The 19515-nt window shown below is 54.5% G+C and carries 22 protein-coding genes; 4 read left to right on the top strand and 18 right to left on the bottom strand.

Annotated elements, in window-relative coordinates:
- Position 1: 1 nt before the first annotated feature.
- The 6 genes from ACETPC_RS17620 to ACETPC_RS17595 all read right to left on the bottom strand — a co-directional run bounded on the left by ACETPC_RS17620 (position 2) and on the right by ACETPC_RS17595 (position 4694).
- Positions 2–547, bottom strand: coding sequence for a hypothetical protein (locus ACETPC_RS17620; RefSeq protein ID WP_380183575.1), 546 nt, complete (start codon positions 545–547; stop codon positions 2–4).
- Between the two features lie 86 nt (positions 548–633).
- On the bottom strand, positions 634–1071 hold the full coding sequence (locus ACETPC_RS17615) for a lysis protein (RefSeq protein ID WP_380183573.1): 438 nt from the start codon (positions 1069–1071) through the stop codon (positions 634–636).
- 27 nt (positions 1072–1098) lie between these two features.
- Positions 1099–2919, bottom strand: coding sequence for an amylovoran biosynthesis protein AmsF (locus ACETPC_RS17610; protein ID WP_380183571.1), 1821 nt, complete (start codon positions 2917–2919; stop codon positions 1099–1101).
- Positions 2920–3002: 83 nt separating this feature from the next.
- Positions 3003–3440, bottom strand: coding sequence for a lysozyme (locus ACETPC_RS17605; protein WP_380183569.1), 438 nt, complete (start codon positions 3438–3440; stop codon positions 3003–3005).
- Complete coding sequence (locus ACETPC_RS17600) at positions 3424–3774, bottom strand: phage holin, lambda family (RefSeq protein ID WP_380183567.1); 351 nt, start codon at positions 3772–3774, stop codon at positions 3424–3426. The genes ACETPC_RS17605 and ACETPC_RS17600 overlap by 17 nt, the downstream gene beginning before the upstream one ends.
- Positions 3775–4319: 545 nt before the next feature.
- The gene (locus ACETPC_RS17595) at positions 4320–4694 is read right to left on the bottom strand and encodes an antiterminator Q family protein (protein WP_380183565.1); all 375 of its coding nucleotides are present in this window, start codon (positions 4692–4694) and stop codon (positions 4320–4322) included.
- A gap of 177 nt (positions 4695–4871) precedes the next feature.
- Between ACETPC_RS17595 and ACETPC_RS17590 the strand changes: the two genes are divergently transcribed.
- Both ACETPC_RS17590 and ACETPC_RS17585 read left to right on the top strand, forming a co-directional pair.
- Positions 4872–5549: a S24 family peptidase gene (locus ACETPC_RS17590; protein WP_380183563.1), complete on the top strand. Its 678-nt coding sequence runs from the start codon at positions 4872–4874 to the stop codon at positions 5547–5549.
- A gap of 98 nt (positions 5550–5647) precedes the next feature.
- On the top strand, positions 5648–5905 hold the full coding sequence (locus ACETPC_RS17585) for a YfhL family 4Fe-4S dicluster ferredoxin (RefSeq protein WP_380183561.1): 258 nt from the start codon (positions 5648–5650) through the stop codon (positions 5903–5905).
- Positions 5906–5974: 69 nt separating this feature from the next.
- On the opposite strand, the gene acpS is transcribed toward ACETPC_RS17585, so the two are convergent.
- From acpS to rpoE, 11 genes are all read right to left on the bottom strand, one after another.
- Positions 5975–6355, bottom strand: coding sequence for a holo-ACP synthase (gene acpS, locus ACETPC_RS17580; RefSeq protein ID WP_380183559.1), 381 nt, complete (start codon positions 6353–6355; stop codon positions 5975–5977).
- Positions 6355–7086, bottom strand: coding sequence for a pyridoxine 5'-phosphate synthase (pdxJ, locus tag ACETPC_RS17575; protein ID WP_380183557.1), 732 nt, complete (start codon positions 7084–7086; stop codon positions 6355–6357). Before pdxJ ends, acpS begins: the two co-directional genes overlap by 1 nt.
- Positions 7087–7160: 74 nt before the next feature.
- Positions 7161–7886, bottom strand: coding sequence for a DNA repair protein RecO (gene recO, locus ACETPC_RS17570; protein ID WP_380183555.1), 726 nt, complete (start codon positions 7884–7886; stop codon positions 7161–7163).
- Positions 7887–8795 (bottom strand): GTPase Era, encoded by a 909-nt coding sequence (era, locus tag ACETPC_RS17565; RefSeq protein WP_380183553.1) that lies wholly within the window; start codon positions 8793–8795, stop codon positions 7887–7889. It lies immediately after the preceding gene.
- Entirely contained in the window at positions 8792–9472 is a 681-nt protein-coding gene (gene rnc / locus ACETPC_RS17560; protein WP_380183552.1) for a ribonuclease III, read from the bottom strand. Before rnc ends, era begins: the two co-directional genes overlap by 4 nt.
- Before the next feature lie 131 nt (positions 9473–9603).
- Entirely contained in the window at positions 9604–10566 is a 963-nt protein-coding gene (gene lepB, locus ACETPC_RS17555) for a signal peptidase I (protein WP_380183551.1), read from the bottom strand.
- Positions 10567–10591: 25 nt separating this feature from the next.
- Complete coding sequence (lepA, locus tag ACETPC_RS17550; protein ID WP_380183550.1) at positions 10592–12391, bottom strand: translation elongation factor 4; 1800 nt, start codon at positions 12389–12391, stop codon at positions 10592–10594.
- A gap of 261 nt (positions 12392–12652) precedes the next feature.
- A complete protein-coding gene (gene rseC, locus ACETPC_RS17545) occupies positions 12653–13114 on the bottom strand; it encodes a SoxR-reducing system protein RseC (protein ID WP_380183549.1) in 462 nt (153 codons plus the stop codon).
- Positions 13111–14058, bottom strand: a complete 948-nt coding sequence (gene rseB / locus ACETPC_RS17540; RefSeq protein WP_380183548.1) for a sigma-E factor regulatory protein RseB — start codon at positions 14056–14058, stop codon at positions 13111–13113. Before rseB ends, rseC begins: the two co-directional genes overlap by 4 nt.
- Positions 14058–14705, bottom strand: a complete 648-nt coding sequence (gene rseA, locus ACETPC_RS17535; protein ID WP_380183547.1) for an anti-sigma-E factor RseA — start codon at positions 14703–14705, stop codon at positions 14058–14060. The genes rseB and rseA overlap by 1 nt, the downstream gene beginning before the upstream one ends.
- Before the next feature lie 30 nt (positions 14706–14735).
- Complete coding sequence (rpoE, locus tag ACETPC_RS17530; RefSeq protein WP_380183545.1) at positions 14736–15311, bottom strand: RNA polymerase sigma factor RpoE; 576 nt, start codon at positions 15309–15311, stop codon at positions 14736–14738.
- Between the two features lie 363 nt (positions 15312–15674).
- Between rpoE and nadB the strand changes: the two genes are divergently transcribed.
- Positions 15675–17267 carry an L-aspartate oxidase gene (gene nadB, locus ACETPC_RS17525; protein WP_380183544.1) on the top strand — a complete coding sequence of 531 codons (1593 nt, stop codon included), beginning with the start codon at positions 15675–15677 and terminating at the stop codon, positions 17265–17267.
- Here the strand turns inward: nadB and ACETPC_RS17520 are convergent.
- Positions 17264–18001: a tRNA1(Val) (adenine(37)-N6)-methyltransferase gene (locus ACETPC_RS17520; RefSeq protein WP_380183542.1), complete on the bottom strand. Its 738-nt coding sequence runs from the start codon at positions 17999–18001 to the stop codon at positions 17264–17266. The genes nadB and ACETPC_RS17520 overlap by 4 nt on opposite strands.
- Before the next feature lie 132 nt (positions 18002–18133).
- Between ACETPC_RS17520 and srmB the strand changes: the two genes are divergently transcribed.
- On the top strand, positions 18134–19459 hold the full coding sequence (gene srmB, locus ACETPC_RS17515) for an ATP-dependent RNA helicase SrmB (RefSeq protein ID WP_380183540.1): 1326 nt from the start codon (positions 18134–18136) through the stop codon (positions 19457–19459).
- The last annotated feature ends 56 nt before the right edge of the window (positions 19460–19515 follow it).

Here is a 19515-nt window from a genome sequence, read left to right as displayed (position 1 = left end):
TTTATTCTCCGAAAAATTGGATGGGTGTTTCCACCAGTGAATAAATCCCGTAAAGACGGGATATTTTACGAACGATATTTACCGTTAATTCATAACGGCGGGTCTGGCTGTTATTTACCGTTTCCAGAACGGTGGCGATATCGCTGCAATCTCTGACGCTAAGCGAAAGCTTTTTTAGCGCCGCCAGGTTTTGTGTCAGGCAATTACCGTCACGAAAGCGAGTGGCGTAAAGCTGAGCGTCGCGGCCGTAAAAATGCAGCAGGCATTCCAGGCGTTCATCCCGCGCCAGCTGCACATTTTCGTCCTGCTGTTTCTCTGCAACCGGCGTTCCCTCCGCTACTGTTTTCATGATGATAAAAGCGCAGCCGTTTTCGCTATCCGGCGACCACGATGGCGGCACAATGCCGTCATAGACCGCGACCCGATCTTCAGTCAGACCGGTAATACCCTGAATCCACACGCTGATTTGTTCTGCCAGCGCGCTGTCGCAGGCTGGTTCACCGTTAATCGGCGTCAGCCAGCCGGCGGTTTTGCTGGTGTTTGTCACCAGATCACCTCCTGTTATTTATTTCCGCATTGGAAAGAGCGGTCAGTAAAAGATGGGCATATTCATTTATTTATTAGCGAAGCCAATTAAGGCTGGCACTGCTGGCGAATATATTCCTGCAGGCCAGCTATCTGGGTGCGAGCAGTTACTATTCCTTGCCGGAGATCGAAATAATGCCGTTTAGCGGCGTCATTAAGTCCGGGGCGGGCAGCATCAGCCATGCCGGCGGTGCCGGACGCGGCGCGACAGCTGGCGGCGAGCTGCAGCCTGAGCTTGCCAGCAGCAACATCCCGCTCAAGCTGGCTAACGCTTTGCTTAGCCTGCTGCAGTTGCAAAACATATTTTTTATCCAGACTGGCGATATTATCGAGGCGCTGCTTTAACGTATTAGCCTGCTCCTGCTGCTGGCGAAGCTGATGCCAGGCATCCAGATAACGGGCGCGATAAAAAAGCGAGGTTTTCATTGCGGCAAAAGAAATTGCCAGCAGAAAAACAAACAGAAATAATTTATTTTTAGCGCTCATTCATTTTGGCACCTCTCTTGTTAGCCGTTAAAAATAAGCCAGCTTGCGGTTTACGCCGTTAATTTTCACGGTGATATAACCGGTTGGCGTTGCCGTAGCCGCTGGCGCATCTGCGACTGCGGTCGCCAGCGTTACCACGCTGCTGTCAAAGCCGTAACCGGCGCTGCCGTTATGGAAATTCATTACCGTGGAGAGTTTTACGCGGTTATCCGTATCCAGATCGGTGACCTCTGAGAAATCTGCACTAAACAGCGAGCACTCGCCGGCTTCAAAGCGTGAAGGACCGGTGGTTTTCAGATTGACCACTACATCGCCACACTGCGCCTTGAGTTTGACCCAGACTTCACCATAGCGGCCTTTGTCGTCGCTGGTTCTGACCAGGCAATCAATAACGCCGGAATCCCCTTCGTAATGCAGGTTGCCACCGACGGAGCTGGCGCCGCGATAAAGATTAAGGTAAGTCTTGCCGCAGACGTTGGTCAGCAGCGGCGCGGCGGTTGGCTGTGTAGTTGTATCCCGCAGCGCTTTGCCATGCATTTCCAGATGCCAGTGCTGGTTAGCGTTCGGGAAAAAGAATTTGCCGACGCGGAACCATTTATCCGTTTCGCTGGTGTTGCTGATGCGATAGCCGGAATACCAGCCAGCCTTGAGCGAGCCGGTCATTTCCGTCCCGTAGTTTTCATCACGGCGCCAGCCATACTCAAAGCCCGAAAGCCATGAGGTGCCCGCTTTGGTTAAATCGACTTTGGCACCGGACTGCAAGTTAAGCGCACGGATTGTCGCCCGCGTATAGTTCAGCTTTAAGGGGTTTTCAGACGATTCGATGCTCAGTGCATCGATAATCCACTGGCCGTTGCTCAGGTCGCCCGGATAGCGGGTATGCTCAATCCAGACGTTGCGGATCAGGCCCTGGGTAACTCGCGGCATATAGAGCGTGGCATCGCCATAGCCTTTCTGGAAATTACAGTTCGACAGCTCTACCGCCGTGGAGTGATCCCAAACGCCAACCACGGAATCCGACCACTGGATGTCAAACACTCGCGAATAGGTAGTTTTGCTGTAAATCTGGTCCAGTCGCGTATCCAACGTATCGAGCAATTTGAAAGCGGAGCCGCCGATGTTTTCAATGCGGCAACAGGTAATGTTGACGTACTCGCCTTCAATAACGGTGTTTTCAAAAAATGGCTGCGTATTGCTTACCATTGCTGCGGTAATAACGTCCGTATTGGTCTCGGTATCTGCCGTGGCCTGGCCATCCCAGAAGAGGCCACGAATGGCGGTACGGCGAGCGGTGACTTTAAATACCGGCGCGGTGGACTGGTCGGAGATAATAATAGTGCGCGGCGAGACGCCGTATTCACAATCGTCGCCATACAGGCTGAAATAGTTGATCTCGCCTTCGCCCGTCAGGTCTACGGGATTGATCATGAATTTCCCTGCCGGGAAGCGGATGCCGACGCCATGAATCGGGTTTTTGCTGACGTTGCTAACCGGCGAAGAAAAAGCCTGGCCCCATTTATACATATTGATGCAGGCAGTGCGGTTAACCGTACCGTTATCCGCATCAAAATTGCTGTCGCCGCGCAGCCGCTTGCCGCCGAAGTGATAAATGTTGATATCTTCGACGCTGTCGATAATACGTTTCCAGTAGTAGCCGCCTGCGGTAGCTACCGCCAGCGTGCCGCCGTCGTCTGACGAGGCGCTGGCGGCGGCATCAATAAAGCCAACAAAGCGTCCGCCGCCCTGAAAGGTAGAATCTTTATCGTAATAACGCTTCAGCTGTGCGATTTCACCTGAAGCGGAAGGTTTGGTGGTGCGTAATTCTGCAAATGAATTGACTTCAATCATGCTAATTTCCTTTAGTTAATTTATATTTATTGCGATTTTAATAATTGGCGTGAGTAATACCCTTTTTTTTTAAAAGGGTAAGCTCACGATAAAAACAGCTGTTTTTCTCTGATTCTTCGCGGCAACAGAATATTTGGCTTCCGCCCGGCCTTTTTCCATAAGAGCATGGCCTCCGCCGCGCTATGATGATCTCCTGCGTTTAATTTTTGTAAAACAGAAGAACCGATAAAAGCCTGAGTACCAATATTAAATACCAGACTGCATAGCGCATCATACTGATTCTGCGTTAGCTCAGCCTTTACCTCTTTATTTAGAGTGCTTTCAACCCACGCGAGGTCTTTAACCAATAGCGAGCTGGATTCTTCGGCAGTAATAGTCATTCCCGGTACTATTTTCTGCCCCCTGACTAAACCCGTGTGTCCTACGCCGATAGTCATGATATTGCGGCTATCCCGATAGGCCGTTAGCTTTTCCCCCTCCTCTTTCTTTATAAACTGGATGCCGCTATAGCTGATTTCCATCTGGCTCCCCTGATTTTTTATTTATCCAGTGCTTTAATTTTTCACTAATATAGTCATTGCCAACATAACCAATATAAACCGCGAAAACCTGGGCGGCGGCTTCCGGCATTTTCCAGTTCAGCAGCGCGCCTATTACCTGTAGCGTGGGTGCAGCAAAGAAGGCCAGCGCGCTACAGGATACGGCATCCAGCGCCCGCTTGCTCCAGGGCGCTCTGGCGCAGGCGCTACGCAGCAGTGAGAACATAGCGGCGATACCGGCATAGCCCCATTCTGTTTTATGGCTGTAAAGCCAGAGCCCGATACTGGCCCAAAAGCCAGGCTCCTGTGGAAACATGCTTTTTTGGCCTCCTTTATAATAGCGCTACGGAAGTGTAGGCCTTATCTTTAATTTAATTTTGCGGATTACCTCCATGATTGCCACACTACCGAATATATTTCGTTACGAAAACCGGCTTCTGCATTTTATTTTCAATCAGGAACTCATTAATCCATGCTGCTAATTTACTGCATGTTTTTCGTTACGAAAATAGATTTCTTATTTTTATTTTCTCTCTAACCAGAGTAACATTAATCCATGCTACTAATTTACTGCGTGCTATTCGTTACGAAAAGCCCTGAGTGAAAATTTATTTGCAACTAAAAAACATAATAAAACACCCACCGGCAGCCTGAAAGGCCACCGGCGGGTGTATTGTTATATTGCTGCCAGTCGTTAAAATTTCATATTACTAATTTACCCTTGGAATTTCGTTACGAAAAGCATGTTTAGATATTTTTTTAATTCTGTAGGTAATAATAACTTCTTCTCCGCATACAGGAAGACCTCCAACCTGAGTTGGTGAAAGCGCCTTACTTTTATTTACCCTAACGGAAATTAATTTATAGCCATGCGTCCATCTCCAGTTCCGCTTCGCTCATAATGATGCAGGCATCGACAAAAGTTTCTGCGATCATTAGCTGGTTTCTTATTTTTCCTTCTGAGCATTTCTTTTTACGGGCGATAGCGGATTTGGACACATTGCACAGATAGTGCAGAATAATCAGTTCGACTTCATCGGTTCGTCCAACCTTATGCAGTTTGGCGATGGCCGCATCAACGATCAGGCCATCGCTGTCGCTACAGGAGAGCCGGCTGCGCCTTTCATCAGGCAGCAGCCCTTTAAAGCCTGCCGCTACCGGCGACCAGTCAAGCTGCGATCCCTCTGCCGCAGCCCAGCCTCCCCAACGTTCCAGTACTCTTTGTATATTACGCATCAACCGACCTCCTTTTCATTTCCAGTTCTTTTTATGACCTGCCGCGAAAGGCAGATGACCGTGGCGATAAACTATACTAAAATGCATTACCACCCAAAGCTTTATCGCTTTAACACTCTTTATTTTAATGCAAAAACGCATAATTGCAATATCAACCGCGTTTCACAGGGAGAGAAAATGGTTTTTGACCTGGATATTTTCAACAACAACATCAAGTACTTGATGGAGAGAGAGGGCATCGGCAGCGTAACGGAACTGGCTAAAAAAGTCAGGCTACAGCAGTCCACGCTGCATCGGTTACTGACGGGCGAGGTGAAGGATCCCAAGTACACCACGCTGAAGGCTCTGGCAAGCTACTTCCAGGTTTCGCCCATCGATCTGATCGAGCGGGATCTTCAGGCGGTGCCTGCATCCAGCTCGCAGGATATGCAAAGCGATCTTCATGCGCTGATGCTGCATACGGTACCGGTTTTGGGCAATACTCAACTCGGCCACAGCGGCTACTGGAGCGATATGCAATATCCTGTCGGTACTGGCGATGGTTTTTTACGCTGGCCATCCTGCGACAGGGATGTCTATGCGCTGAAGTGCGTTGGCGATTCAATGATGCCGAGGATCAAGGAGGGTGAGTTTGTGATCGTGGAACCTAACCAAAACTTCCACCCTGGCGACGAAGTATTGGTGGTGACCAGCAGCGGCGAAGTGATGGTGAAGACATTTTTGTTTAAACGCGACGGCTATTATCATCTGCTGCCGGTGAACGAGGATCATGCGCCGATTCGCTTGCCGGTAGAGGAAGTCACTCAGATGCAGTATGTCGCCGGGATCGCGAAATCATCGTTATGGCATCCCTGAGCGGCAACGGCTCGCCAACGACGGTAGTGATGACATGGGAATTGGCCGCCCGGTATGCTAAATTACGCCCCTCTTTCTGCTGTGGGTATTAGCTGAATATGGCCTTGTTGATCACTAAGCGCTGTATCAATTGTGATATGTGCGAACCGGAATGCCCGAACCAGGCGATTTCCATGGGCGAGAGCATCTATGAGATTGATGTGAATCGCTGTACGGAGTGCATCGGCCATTACGATACGCCGACCTGTCAGCAGGTTTGTCCTATCGATAACACCATAGTGACCGACCCGAACTGTGTGGAAAGCAGCGATAAGCTGTGGGAGAAGTTTGTGGTGCTGCACCACGCTGCCTCCTGACTTCAGCAGACTGCGGAGGCCGAATCAGTGCTTTGATTCGGCCCCGAAATCCTTAGGGCCTGTCCTGCTTTAGCTTTCGATAATCACCGTCGCGCAGGCATAGTGCCGTTCATCGGCCAGGGTCACGTGCACATGCGCCACGCCCAGCTTTTTTGCTACTTCTGCCGCCTGCTGAAAGAAACGCAGCCCCGGCTTGCCCAGCTCGTCGTTGTAAACTTCAAACTGGTTAAAGGCCAGGCCGCCGCGAATGCCGGTGCCAAATGCCTTGGCAGCCGCTTCCTTCACTGCAAAGCGCTTGGCTAAAAAGCGCACCGGCTGCTGGTGCGCCTGATACTGCGCCCATTCGTTTTCGCTCAGTACGCGCTTTGCCAGCCTGTCGCCGGAACGGGAGATTACGCCTTCAATCCGGCCGATTTCCACGATATCCGTGCCCAGCCCAAGGATAGCCATCAGCGACGCGCTTCGCGCATCAGCGCTTTCATCTCGCTGACCGCGTCAGCAAGGCCGCTCATTACTGCACGTCCGATAATAGCGTGGCCGATATTCAGCTCGTGCATCTGCGGCAGCGCGGCAATTGGCTGCACGTTATGGTAAGTCAGCCCGTGACCGGCATTAACCTTAAGCCCTTTATCGTGCGCGTAGGCTGCGGCATCTTTAATGCGGCGGAATTCCGCATCGCGTACCGCGCCTTCTTCTGCTTCCGCGTAGGCGCCGGTATGGATTTCGATATAAGGCGCGCCGGAAGCCATTGCGGCATCAATTTGCTGGTGGTCAGGATCGATAAACAGTGAGACCTGAATGCCCGCCTCTTTTAACCGTGAAACCGCCAGGGTGATTTTTTCGAGCTGGCCCGCTACATCCAGCCCGCCTTCGGTGGTGACTTCTTCGCGCTTCTCCGGCACCAGGCAGCAGAAATGCGGTTTGATTTCACAGGCGATGTCGATCATTTCGTCAGTCACGGCCATTTCAAGGTTCATTCGCGTCTGAATAGTCTGGCGAAGGATCCTGACATCCCGGTCGGTAATATGGCGGCGATCTTCGCGCAGATGCACGGTAATGCCGTCCGCGCCAGCCTGCTCGGAAACAAAAGCGGCCTGAACCGGATCGGGATAGTTGGTGCCGCGCGCGTTACGCACGGTAGCGATGTGGTCGATATTGACGCCTAACAGGAGTTCAGCCATAGCAAACCTCGAAATGGGATAGGATGGCTACAGTGTACATCGCCCGCACGCTTTTACGGTACAGCCAGGGGGCTTTACTCCGGCGCGTCCGCGCGTTTTTTAGGCACGAACTGGCGAAAGAGCTCCTGGCTTTTCAGGGGTTTTCCGCCCAGATAGGGTTTTAGCGCTATGCGGGTGAAACGTTTGGCGGCTCTGAGGGTATCCATATCGGGAAAAGTGCGTTCATAAAGCGCGCGCAGCTCGCGGCCGGTAAAGCTTCTGTTGCCTTTTACCAGGCTGGCGATAAAGCCTTTTTCCTCGCGGTAGATGTAGGTCATCTCATCCGTAACTTCTTCGCCGCTGCCCGCGCAGTGCATAAAATCAACGCCGTAGCCAAGGTGGCCCAGCATCGCCAGTTCGAAGCGGCGCAGCGCCGGTTCCGGCGAGCCAATGCCTGCGGCCAGCGCCTGAATGCAGTGCAGGTAGTCAAAAAAGAGTTCGGTAAAAGCAGTTTCCTGCTCCAGCACGCGGGAGATCAGCTCGTTGACATAAAGACCGCAGTAAAGAGAGATACCGCTAAGAGGAAGGGCAAGCGAGATGGGCTCGGCGCCGCGTAGGGTTTTCACCTCGCCGCGCCCGCCCCAGCGCACCAGCAGCGGCGTAAAAGGCTGCAAAGCGCCTTTCAGGCTGGAACGCTTGCCGCGCGCGCCTTTTGCCAGCACGCGGATGCGGCCATAGTTTTCTGAAAAGAGGTCGAGCAGAAGGCTGGTTTCGCTGTAGGGACGTCCATGCAGGACAAACGCGCGCTGCCAGCCTTCCATTTATTTCAGATCGTCTACGTAACCCAGGCTGCGCAGCGCACGCTCGTCGTCTGCCCAGCCGGATTTGACCTTAACCCAAAGCTCAAGGTGCACTTTCGCTTCGAACATCTCTTCCATGTCCTTGCGCGCCTCGATGCCGATGGTTTTGATTTTGGCGCCTTTGTTGCCGATAACCATTTTTTTCTGGCCTTCGCGCTCCACCAGAATCAGGCCGTGGATGTCGTAGCCGCCACGCTCGTTAGTGACAAACTGTTCAATTTCTACGGTCACGGAGTAAGGCAGTTCGGCACCCAGGAAACGCATCAGCTTTTCGCGGATCATTTCCGAAGCCATAAAGCGCTGAGAGCGATCGGTGATGTACTCTTCCGGGAAGTGGTGCTCCGCTTCCGGCAGGCGCTTGCGCACGATGCTGGCGATGGTATCCACATTTTTGCCGGTTTCTGCAGAAATCGGCACGATGTCCATAAAGTTCATCTGCTGGCCAAGGAACTGCATATGCGGCAGCAGGATGGTTTTATCGGTAACGTTGTCGACCTTGTTGATCGCCAGCAGCACCGGCACCTTGCCGTCTTTCAGCTTGTTCAGCACCATTTCGTCGTCTTCGGTCCATTTCGTGCCTTCGACAACAAAGATAACCAGCTCAACGTCGCCGATTGAGCTGCTGGCCGCGCGGTTCATCAGGCGGTTAATTGCCCGCTTTTCTTCCATATGCAGGCCTGGCGTATCCACGTAGATCGCCTGATAGCCATCTTCAGTGTGGATACCCGTAATGCGGTGGCGCGTGGTTTGCGGCTTACGCGAGGTAATGGAAATCTTCTGCCCCAACAACTGGTTCAGCAGCGTGGATTTTCCAACGTTCGGGCGGCCTACGATAGCAATAAAGCCGCAATGGGTGGTTTGTTCGCTCATTCAAGTCCCAGCTTAATCAGCGCCTGTTCGGCCGCTGCCTGCTCAGCTTTGCGACGGCTGGATCCGGTGCCTACCACCGGATCCGTCATGCCGCTTACCTGGCAGTGGATAGTAAATTCCTGGTCATGCGCTTCGCCACGCACCTGCACCACCAGATAGGAGGGCAGCGGCAGATGGCGACCCTGCAGATACTCCTGCAGACGCGTTTTTGGATCTTTTTGTTTGTCGCCCGGGCTAATCTGCTCCAGCCGGCTGGCGTACCAGTTAAGGATCAGCTGTTCTACCGTCTGGATATCGCTGTCCAGAAAGACGCCGCCAATCAGCGCCTCGACGGTGTCCGCCAGAATGGACTCGCGGCGGTAGCCGCCGCTTTTCAGCTCGCCCGGCCCCAGCCGCAGGCATTCGCCCAGATCGAATTCCCGGGCCATTTCCGCCAGCGTGTTTCCCCGCACCAGCGTAGCGCGCATACGGCTCATATCGCCTTCGTCCACGCGTGGAAAACGGTGATAGAGCGCGTTGGCAATCACGTAGCTCAGAATAGAGTCGCCGAGAAATTCCAGTCTTTCGTTGTGTTTACTGCTGGCGCTGCGATGGGTCAACGCCTGCTGCAACAGCTCCTGATGGGTAAAAGTGTAGCCCAACTTCCGCTGGAGCCTGTTAATTACGATGGGATTCATGCGTTACCAATATCTTAATGCGAAAATTTTCCTGCACAGGGAACAGGGCTGGACACGCCAACACGGAACTGTTTCGTGTGCAGTGGCTCCCCGCAGGGAACCACCCGTTTAGCAACGACGCCCGGGCGCCGTTAGTGAATGCCGCCGATGCGGCTCAGGCGCACGCCGGTTGGCCATTGCCCTTCCTGCTTCTCAAAGCTCATCCAGATAGCGGTGGCTTTGCCGACCAGATTTCTTTCCGGAACGAAGCCCCAATAGCGGCTGTCGGCGCTATTGTCGCGGTTATCGCCCATCATGAAATACATGCCTGCTGGCACTACCCAGGTAGACTGCGGCTGGCCCGGCTGCTGGTAGTAAGAGCTCGCCTGGCTTTGCGCCTGGGTGACCAACAGGATGCGGTGAGTGACATCGCCCAGCGTTTCGTTGCGGGTCGCCAGGCGCAGTCCGCCCTGAATGGTTTCACCCTGAGGCTTTTGCCAGAATCCATTCCCGACTTCGTTACCGTCAAAGCCGCTAAAGGTCTGGATAAAGTCGCTTGGCTGCACGTCCGAATAGGTGATCGGCAGCGCCGTATCGCAGGCTTTTCCAGGCGCGCAGGCCGGATTGACCGTCACGGTTTTGCTCTGCGGATCGTAGCTGACGCGATCGCCAGGCAGCCCCACCACGCGTTTAATATAATCCATGCTTGGATCTTTCGGATATTTAAACACCGCGATATCGCCGCGTTTTGGATGCCCGGTTGGGATCAGCGTGGTCTGGGTGATTGGGTCTTTAATACCATAGGCAAATTTCTCTACCAGGATAAAGTCGCCAATCAGCAGCGTCGGCATCATTGAGCCCGACGGGATCTGGAAAGGCTCATAGATAAATGAGCGCACCACGAAGACCAGCAGCAGCACCGGGAAAACGGACGCCGCCGTTTCTACCCAGCCCGGCTGCTTCACCGTTTTTTTCTCGCCCGCGCTTTCCGCCGAGGCGTCCGCGAGGGCCTGGCTGGCCCTGCGGGCAGGCGCCCATTTAAATCTGTCCACGCACCAGATAATACCGGTTACGAGCGTTGCTATCGCCAGTATCAGGGCGAACATATTAGCCATTCCAGTTCCCTCGTCGTCTTAGGCTTTATTTACTCTCTTTACCTACATGCAGGATCGCCAGGAAGGCTTCCTGAGGCAGTTCGACGTTGCCGACCTGCTTCATGCGCTTCTTGCCGTCTTTCTGTTTCTGCAGCAGCTTTTTCTTACGGCTGACGTCGCCGCCGTAGCACTTGGCCAGAACGTTTTTACGCAGCTGCTTCACGGTTGAGCGAGCAATGATGTGGTTGCCGATTGCCGCCTGAATCGCGATATCAAACTGCTGGCGCGGGATCAGGTCTTTCATTTTCTCGACCAGCTCGCGGCCACGGTACGGCGCATTGTCGTTGTGGGTAATCAGCGCCAGCGCATCGACGCGCTCGGAGTTGATTAACACATCAACGCGCACCATGTTGGAAGCCTGGAAGCGTTTGAAGTTGTAATCCAGCGAGGCGTAGCCGCGCGAGGTTGATTTCAGACGGTCGAAGAAGTCCAGGACTACTTCCGCCATCGGAATTTCATAGGTCAGCGCAACCTGGTTGCCGTGATAAACCATATTGGTCTGTACGCCGCGCTTTTCGATACACAGCGTGATCACGTTGCCCAGATACTCCTGCGGCAGCAGCATATGACACTCGGCGATCGGCTCGCGCAGCTCTTCAATGTTGTTCAGCGGCGGCAGCTTGCCCGGGCTGTCAACATAAAGCGTGTCGCCAGAGGTCGTGATGACTTCATAGACTACGGTTGGCGCAGTGGTAATTAATTCGAGATCGTATTCACGCTCCAGACGTTCCTGAATGATCTCCATGTGCAGCAGACCCAGGAAGCCACAGCGGAAGCCGAAGCCCAGCGCGGTGGAGCTTTCCGGCTCATAGAACAGCGAGGCGTCGTTCAGGCTCAGCTTGCCCAGCGCGTCGCGGAAAGCTTCATAGTCGTCGGAGCTGATTGGGAACAGACCGGCGTAAACCTGTGGTTTCACTTTCTTAAAGCCAGGCAGCGCTTTTTCTGCCGGATTGCGCGACAGCGTCAGCGTATCGCCAACCGGCGCGCCCAGGATGTCTTTAATTGCGCAAACCAGCCAGCCTACTTCGCCGCATTGCAGCGCATCGCGGTCGACGCGTTTTGGCGTAAAGATGCCCAGACGATCGGCGTTATAGACCTGTCCGGTGCTCATTACCTTGATTTTTTCGCCTTTGCGCAGCGTTCCGTTTTTAATACGGACCAGCGACACTACGCCCAGGTAGTTATCGAACCAGGAGTCGATAATCAGCGCCTGCAGCGGGCCTTCCGGATCGCCTTCCGGCGGCGGAATATCGCGCACCAGGCGCTCCAGCACGTCCGGCACGCCTACGCCGGTTTTGGCGGAGCAGCGTACCGCATCGGTAGCATCGATACCAACGATGTCTTCGATTTCCTGTGAGACGCGATCGGGATCGGCGGCCGGCAGGTCAATCTTGTTCAGTACCGGTACCACTTCCAGATCCATTTCCATCGCGGTGTAGCAGTTAGCCAGCGTCTGCGCTTCCACACCCTGTCCGGCATCCACCACCAGCAGCGCGCCTTCGCAGGCCGCCAGCGAGCGGGAAACTTCGTAAGAGAAGTCTACGTGACCCGGCGTGTCGATAAAATTGAGCTGGTAAGTTTCACCGTCCGGCGCGTGATAGTCGAGCGTTACGCTCTGGGCCTTGATGGTAATGCCGCGTTCACGCTCCAGATCCATTGAGTCCAGTACCTGAGCCGCCATTTCGCGTTCGGTGAGGCCGCCGCAGATCTGAATCAACCGGTCAGAAAGCGTTGATTTGCCGTGGTCGATATGAGCGATGACAGAAAAGTTTCTTATATGCTTCATTTATATGAATATTTTCGCTTAAACGTTCGGTTTAGTTCTCGCGGTGGACAGCGCCTGAAATACCGGCAGCAATGTACCCGCCATCAATGAGCACGCATCTTACACTGTTAGCCCCCGCCACGAAAGAATTCACATGCATAGCGCATGATTTCGCTGCGGCCGCCACTTTCACTGTAGCTGCCTCTGTAAAAAAGCGCTTTCCGGAAATAACAAGAGACGGGCGACGAAAAGAACCCGGCTTTTCGCCGGGCTCCTGAAGAATTACTCGGTTTCAACACGCAGCGCATCTGGTGGCAGAGCTACGCTCAGGATCACCGGATGGAAAGAGGCAGATTTGCTCAGGTAGCCAGAGATACCTTTGGCCACAATGAAGCCACCGATACCGCCGAGCAGCGCGCCAGCGGCGGCGGCCAGGTCGCCGTGGAACAGCATCTGGAACAGGCCGGCCATCACGAACAGGCCCAGCAGCGGCGTCATGTAAACCAGCAGCGCCGAGCTCAGCAGGTTTTTCTCGGCAATGCCCAGCTCAATGCGCTGGCCGGGCTTTAGCGGTTCCGCGCTGGCGATTTTCATGACGTGCGCGTTTTTCGGCCCAAGCTTATTGAGCATATGGCTGCCGCAGCCTTTGCGGGCTGAGCAGCTGCTGCAGGAGGTTTTCATTTCCGAGTGCAGCGTTGCCACACCGTTTTGCCACGAAACCACCGTGGCCCATTCTCTCATCATTTTGCGCTACCTATGCTGTCAGCGATACGCTTCGCGGTTGAGGGAGGAAGCTCGCCAACCACCGTAATTTCCTTATTATCGCGTATTTCCGTTTGCACCGTGCGACGCCCGGTGCGCAATAGCTGCGAAGCGCTGTTTTTATCTGCCGCGCTGACGTTGATTGAGAAGCTGAACAGGCCGTCAGAGTAAAGGCGTGACTCAACGGGTTTGTTTAGCGAAGGGATTTGCCGACGGCTTTGCGTGACCTCTTTTACGCCCGCGGGCAGCCAGGCGGGCGCCCAGCTAAAGGTTGCCTTATCGCTGGCCGGTACGGAAAGCGACGGCGGCAGGCTGGCTTTCTCCAGCCCCTGCATCATTTTGCCGACGCCGTCATCTACCGCAAAGCTGACCACGCGGTATTGTTCCAGGGTTTCGCCATCCCGATCCAGCAAATCGACCCGCAGTGGCAGCCGGGTATCGCTATCCAGCCAGACGATATAGCTGTAGCGCGTGCCGTCTCGCGCCACGATGCGAATCACTTCGCAAAGCTGGTCGGCGATACGGGTGCGCCCTACCGGCACAAAGTCGTAATACTCGGAGAGCTTTTGAAAATCGGCGAAGACCAGCGACGGCAAAGAGTCGACAATATGCTTGCCTGCCAGGGTAAACGGCTCCAGGCCCGGCTCAAAATAGCTGATTTCGCTGCCGCGCTGGATGATTTCGCGGCGCGGCCCGTCCATTTGCAGCAGCTGAGCATAGGTTTTGCTGTTCAGCACCGCATGGCGGAAACGCAGCGATTCGATCCCCAGCCGCGACACGTTGATATAGGCAAGTTCATAGTTAAGAGACTGGCTGGCCTGCTCCATCTGTTGCAACAGCGCCCCGGACGTGGTTTGCGCCGGGGCGAAGGAGGAATAAAACAGGCTGCCAGCCATAAGGCTGACGGCGCACCAAAGCTGCTTCATTACTGCTGCTGAATTCCTAACGACTGGTTACCTGGAACCTGAACCGCGGCCTGCTGCGCAGGCTGCTGCTCAAACTGCAGGCCGTCTGAATGCAGGCGACGCTGCAGCTCGTAATCCTGCAGCATGGCGTTAACGCGACGGCGCTGATCCTGCACGCGCTGTGGCGCGTTGCTGCTGGTTTCGGAAGGCACGCCCAGGCTTACCGGCGACGCCTGGCCCATCATCGGCAGCGTGTTAAACACCGGCGACTCGGACTGATTCTGCCCTTCTGCCGGCTGGTTGTAGTGCTGCACGCCGACGATCACCGCCAGCGATACGCAGGCCGCTACGCCAACCTGCACCAGCTGCGCGGCCCATGGGCGCACTTTGTGCCAGAACGGCAGCTCGCCATAGCGCTCTGGCTTTGGCTGTGCTTCGAGCAGCGGTACAGCGGCGCTTTTCAGCGGTGCCTCTTCTTCAATTGCCGCCGCGACGCGCGCGGCAATATCGAAGTTCATGACCGGCGCGACGTCGCCACGCAGGGTATCGCGGATAAGATGATAGCTTTCCCACTGTTTTTGCAGCACAGCGTCTTCAGACAACGCGGCCAAAACTTCTTTATCGACAGTTTCGCCGTCCATTAAAGCGGAAAGTTGTTCTTTCTGCATGCCTCAGTACCCTTCCTGTGTCCGCTATCGCTAGCGTTGGATAAGCGGTTGAATTTTATTGTCGATGGCTTCGCGCGCGCGGAAGATGCGGGAGCGAACCGTGCCCACCGGACACGCCATAATGGCGGCTATCTCTTCATAGCTCAGGCCATCCAGTTCCCGTAGGGTGATTGCCATACGGAGATCTTCGGGCAGCGTCTCAATGGTGCGGAAAACCATCTGTCTCAATTCTTCCGACAACATTAAGTTCTCAGGGTTCGATATTTCTTTTAACGCGCCAGCGCTTTCGAAGTTTTCCGCATCGATGGCATCCACATCGCTGGCGGGCGGCCGGCGCCCCTGAGCAACCAGGTAATTTTTGGCCGTATTGACGGCAATCCGATAGAGCCAGGTATAAAAAGCGCTATCCCCGCGAAACGACTCCAGCGCGCGGTAGGCTTTAATAAATGATTCCTGCACTACATCAGGCACATCTCCCGAGGGAACATAGCGGGAAACCAGACTCGCCACTTTATGCTGATAGCGAACTACCAGTAAATTGAATGACCGCCGATCTCCTTTCTGTACTCGCTCTACGAGAACCTGATCCGTTAACTGCTCGCTCATCCGAGGTAATGTCTCCCCAAATCTTTTTCCACGCGTATCCGAACTACCCGTAACTCATAATTTTCGAGCAAGCATGCGCTTAGAGTGATGGTCATGAGTAAAGTTCCGTTGCGCCGTTTATATTTGTGGTGTCATCTGCGTATCGCCGCAGAGTACTCTAAGAAGGCCGCTTTTTCACCTTAAAATCTTGCAGGTTCATCATAATAAACCGCCTGGCGGCGAAGTACAGGAAACCTGCGGCTTTTCGGGTCAGTCCGAACGGCTGCCGCCGCCCTCCTTCCGAAAATTTCATGAAAAAAAGCTTTTTAGCCTGCGGTAACGGCGCTATGCTCAGGAAACAACCTGTTTAGTAAATTAAACACTATGACCTTATCTTCCGATTACAGTTGTGATGTGTTGATTATCGGCAGCGGCGCTGCGGGTTTGTCGCTGGCCCTGCGTCTGGCCGACCGGCATCAGGTAACAGTTTTAAGTAAAGGCCCCATCAGCGAAGGCGCCACTTTTTATGCCCAGGGCGGTATCGCCGCCGTGTTCGATGAAGCCGACAGCATTGAGTCCCATGTTGAAGATACGCTGATTGCCGGAGATGGGCTGTGCGATCGTGAGGCGGTCTCTTTTATCGCCAGTAACGCACGCCACTGTGTGCAGTGGCTGATTGATAACGGCATGCTGTTCGATGAAACCTCAGCTGGCGAGTATCATCTGACGCGCGAAGGTGGCCACAGCCACCGCCGTATCCTGCACAGCGCCGATGCCACCGGGCGAGCGGTTGAAACTACTCTGGTAAGCCAGGTACTCAGCCATCCAGCCATTACCGTGATCGAACGCTGCAATGCTGTCGATCTTATCGTTTCCGATAAAATCGGCCTGCCTGGTGAAAGACGAGTTGTAGGCGCCTATATCTGGAACCGCAAACGCGAGAAGGTTGAAACCTGCCGAGCCCGCACCGTGGTACTGGCTACAGGCGGCGCTGCCAAGGTCTATCAGTACACGACCAATCCGGATGTCGCTTCTGGCGACGGCATCGCTATGGCCTGGCGGGCAGGCTGCCGCGTGGCTAACCTGGAGTTTAATCAGTTTCATCCCACCTGTTTATACCATCCTGAAGCAAGAAACTTTCTACTGACTGAAGCGCTACGGGGCGAAGGCGCCCAGTTGAAACGTCCTGACGGCACGCGCTTTATGCCTGATTTCGATGAGCGAGCAGAACTGGCACCGCGCGATATCGTTGCCCGCGCTATCGATCATGAGATGAAGCGGCTAGGCGTAGAGTGCATGTATCTGGATATCAGCCACAAACCTGCCGACTTTATTCGGTCGCACTTCCCGACTATTGCCGAAAAATTGCAAACGTTGGGAATAGATCTGACGAAAGAGCCGATTCCAATTGTGCCGGCTGCGCACTATACCTGCGGCGGCGTAATAGTGGATCGTCATGGACGAACCGATCTCAACGGGCTCTATGCTATTGGCGAAGTAAGCTATACCGGTCTGCATGGCGCTAATCGTCTGGCTTCCAATTCGCTACTGGAATGCCTGGTCTACGGCTGGTCGGCTGCGGAGGATATTGCCGAACAACTACAGCATGTCGCTGCGGTAGAGAAGCTGCCTGCGTGGGATGAAAGCCGCGTGGATGATTCGGATGAACGGGTCGTGATTCAGCATAACTGGCATGAGCTGCGGCTGTTTATGTGGGATTACGTCGGCATCGTACGCACCACCAGGCGGCTGGAGCGGGCGCTTCGCCGCATCAATCTGCTGCAGAAGGAAATTGACGAGTACTACGCTAATTTCCGCATCTCTAACAACCTGCTGGAGTTGCGCAATCTGGTGCAGGTCGCCGAACTGATGGTGCGCTGCGCAATGGCGAGAAAAGAGAGCCGTGGCCTGCACTTCACGCTGGATTATCCGCAGCAGCTGGAAGAAGCCAGGCCGACGATCCTGTCGCCGGGTTAACGGAACAGGTAGAAGTCGCGGGTCAGGCTACAGTGCGCTTCGGAGTAACGCTGATCCGGCCCGCGAATGGTCATGCGATCCAAAAACTGTTCGCCTGACGTGGGCGAAAGCGCCAGCAGCACGCGGTTGGGCGGACGGCTGTCGTTATCGGCGATATCGGTGCGAAAACGCAGATGCCAGCCGCGCTCAATGGCCAGCGCCGCCAGCTTGTCGCCTGGCGCAGTGGGCAGCACCACGCAGAAGTAACCATCCTCGGTAATCAGCTCTTCCGCGCAGGCTAATAGCACATCGTGTGTTAGCCCGGCAGTATAACGCGCCGCCGCCCGAGCCGGAGTTGCACACTCTGAACCCGGCGCGAAGTAAGGCGGATTGCTGACAATAAGCGAGTAGCGCTGTTCGCATCGCTTTGTCCAGTGAGCTATATCATCCTGGTAAATAGCTATGCGCTCAGCCCATGGTGAGGCAGCGGCGTTTTCTTGCGCCTGCGCGGCAGCTTGTTCGTCCAGCTCCACCGCATCCACGGCTACGTTTGCGCCAGTACGCTGCGCCAGCATCAGCGCGATTAGCCCGCTGCCGGTGCCGATATCCAGTGCTCTTGTCGCCTCTGCTACCGGCGCCCAGGCACCCAGCAGCACGCCATCCGTGCCAACCTTCATGGCACAGCGATCGTGAGCGACGAAAAATTGTTTAAAGGTAAAGCCGTTAGCGCGCAATACCGCTTTTTGTTGACTCATTTAACTGACCTGAAAGGGAAACGGCGCTAGCATAGGCCAATTGAGATACAAGGAAAAGTCATTCATTCTGCACAAACAGATGAAGATCGCGCGTAATCTGTCTATAATCGGCGCCCCAAACTGAGGTAGACCATGACTGTAACCACTTTTTCCGAACTCGAACTAGATGAAAGCCTGCTGCAAGCCCTGCAGGAAAAGGGCTTTACACGCCCCACGGCAATCCAGGCCGCTGCGATCCCGCCTGCACTGGAGGGTCGCGACGTTCTGGGTTCGGCACCAACAGGTACAGGCAAAACCGCGGCTTACCTGCTGCCCGCGCTCCAGCATCTGCTGGACTTTCCGCGCAAAAAATCCGGCCCGCCGCGCATTCTGATCCTGACGCCGACCCGAGAACTGGCGACGCAGGTTGCCGATCAGGCACGCGAGCTGGCGAAACATACGCATCTGGATATCGCGACTATCACCGGCGGCGTGGCTTTTATGAACCATGCCGAAGTGTTCAGCGAAAATCAGGATGTGGTGGTTGCCACCACCGGCCGTCTGCTGCAGTACATCAAAGAAGAGAACTTTGACTGCCGCGCCGTTGAGACGCTGATCCTTGACGAAGCCGACCGCATGCTGGATATGGGTTTTGCCCAGGATATCGAAACTATCGCGGCGGAAACCCGCTGGCGCAAGCAGACGCTGCTGTTCTCCGCCACGCTGGAAGGCGAAGCGATTAAAGATTTCTCCGAGCGCCTGCTGAATGAGCCGGTCGAGCTTGAAGCAGACCCGGCACGCCGCGAGCGCAAAAAGATCCTGCAATGGTATTACCGTGCGGATGATATCAAGCATAAAACCGCCCTGCTGCTGCACCTGCTGAAGCAGCCGGAAGTAACCCGTTCTGTGATCTTTGTGCGTAAGCGCGAGCGTGTGCATGAACTGTGCGGCTGGCTGCGCGATGCCGGTATCAATACCAGCTATCTGGAAGGCGAGCTCGAGCAGTTCAAGCGTAACGAGGCGATCAAGCGCGTAGTTGATGGTCGCGTCAATGTGCTGGTAGCTACCGATGTCGCCGCACGCGGCATTGATATCGAAGATGTCAGCCACGTTTTCAACTTTGACCTGCCGCGTACCGCAGATACCTATCTGCACCGTATCGGGCGTACCGGCCGTGCAGGGAAAAAAGGCATCGCCATTTCTCTGGTTGAGGCGCATGACCATCTGCTGCTGGGCAAAATCAGCCGCTATATCGACGAGCCGCTGAAGCCCCGTACTATTGACGAGCTGCGCCCGACTACCCGCGCGCCAAGCGAAAAGCTGAACGGCAAGCCGTCAAAGAAAGTGCTGGCGAAGCGCAAAGAGAAAAAAGAAAAAGAGCAGGAAAAACCGCGCGTGAAGAAGCGCCATCGCGATACGAAAAATATCGGTAAGCGCCGTAAGCCAAGTTCGGCACCTAATACCGACAGCGCTGAATAAATAAACCGCTCTACAAAAAAACCGCCCTTTCACAGGCGGTTTTTTATTTTAAGACG

Source organism: Pantoea sp. sgz302252 (assembly GCF_042610525.1).
GTDB lineage: Bacteria > Pseudomonadota > Gammaproteobacteria > Enterobacterales > Enterobacteriaceae > Erwinia.
This window is presented reverse-complemented; position numbering and strand designations above follow the sequence as displayed.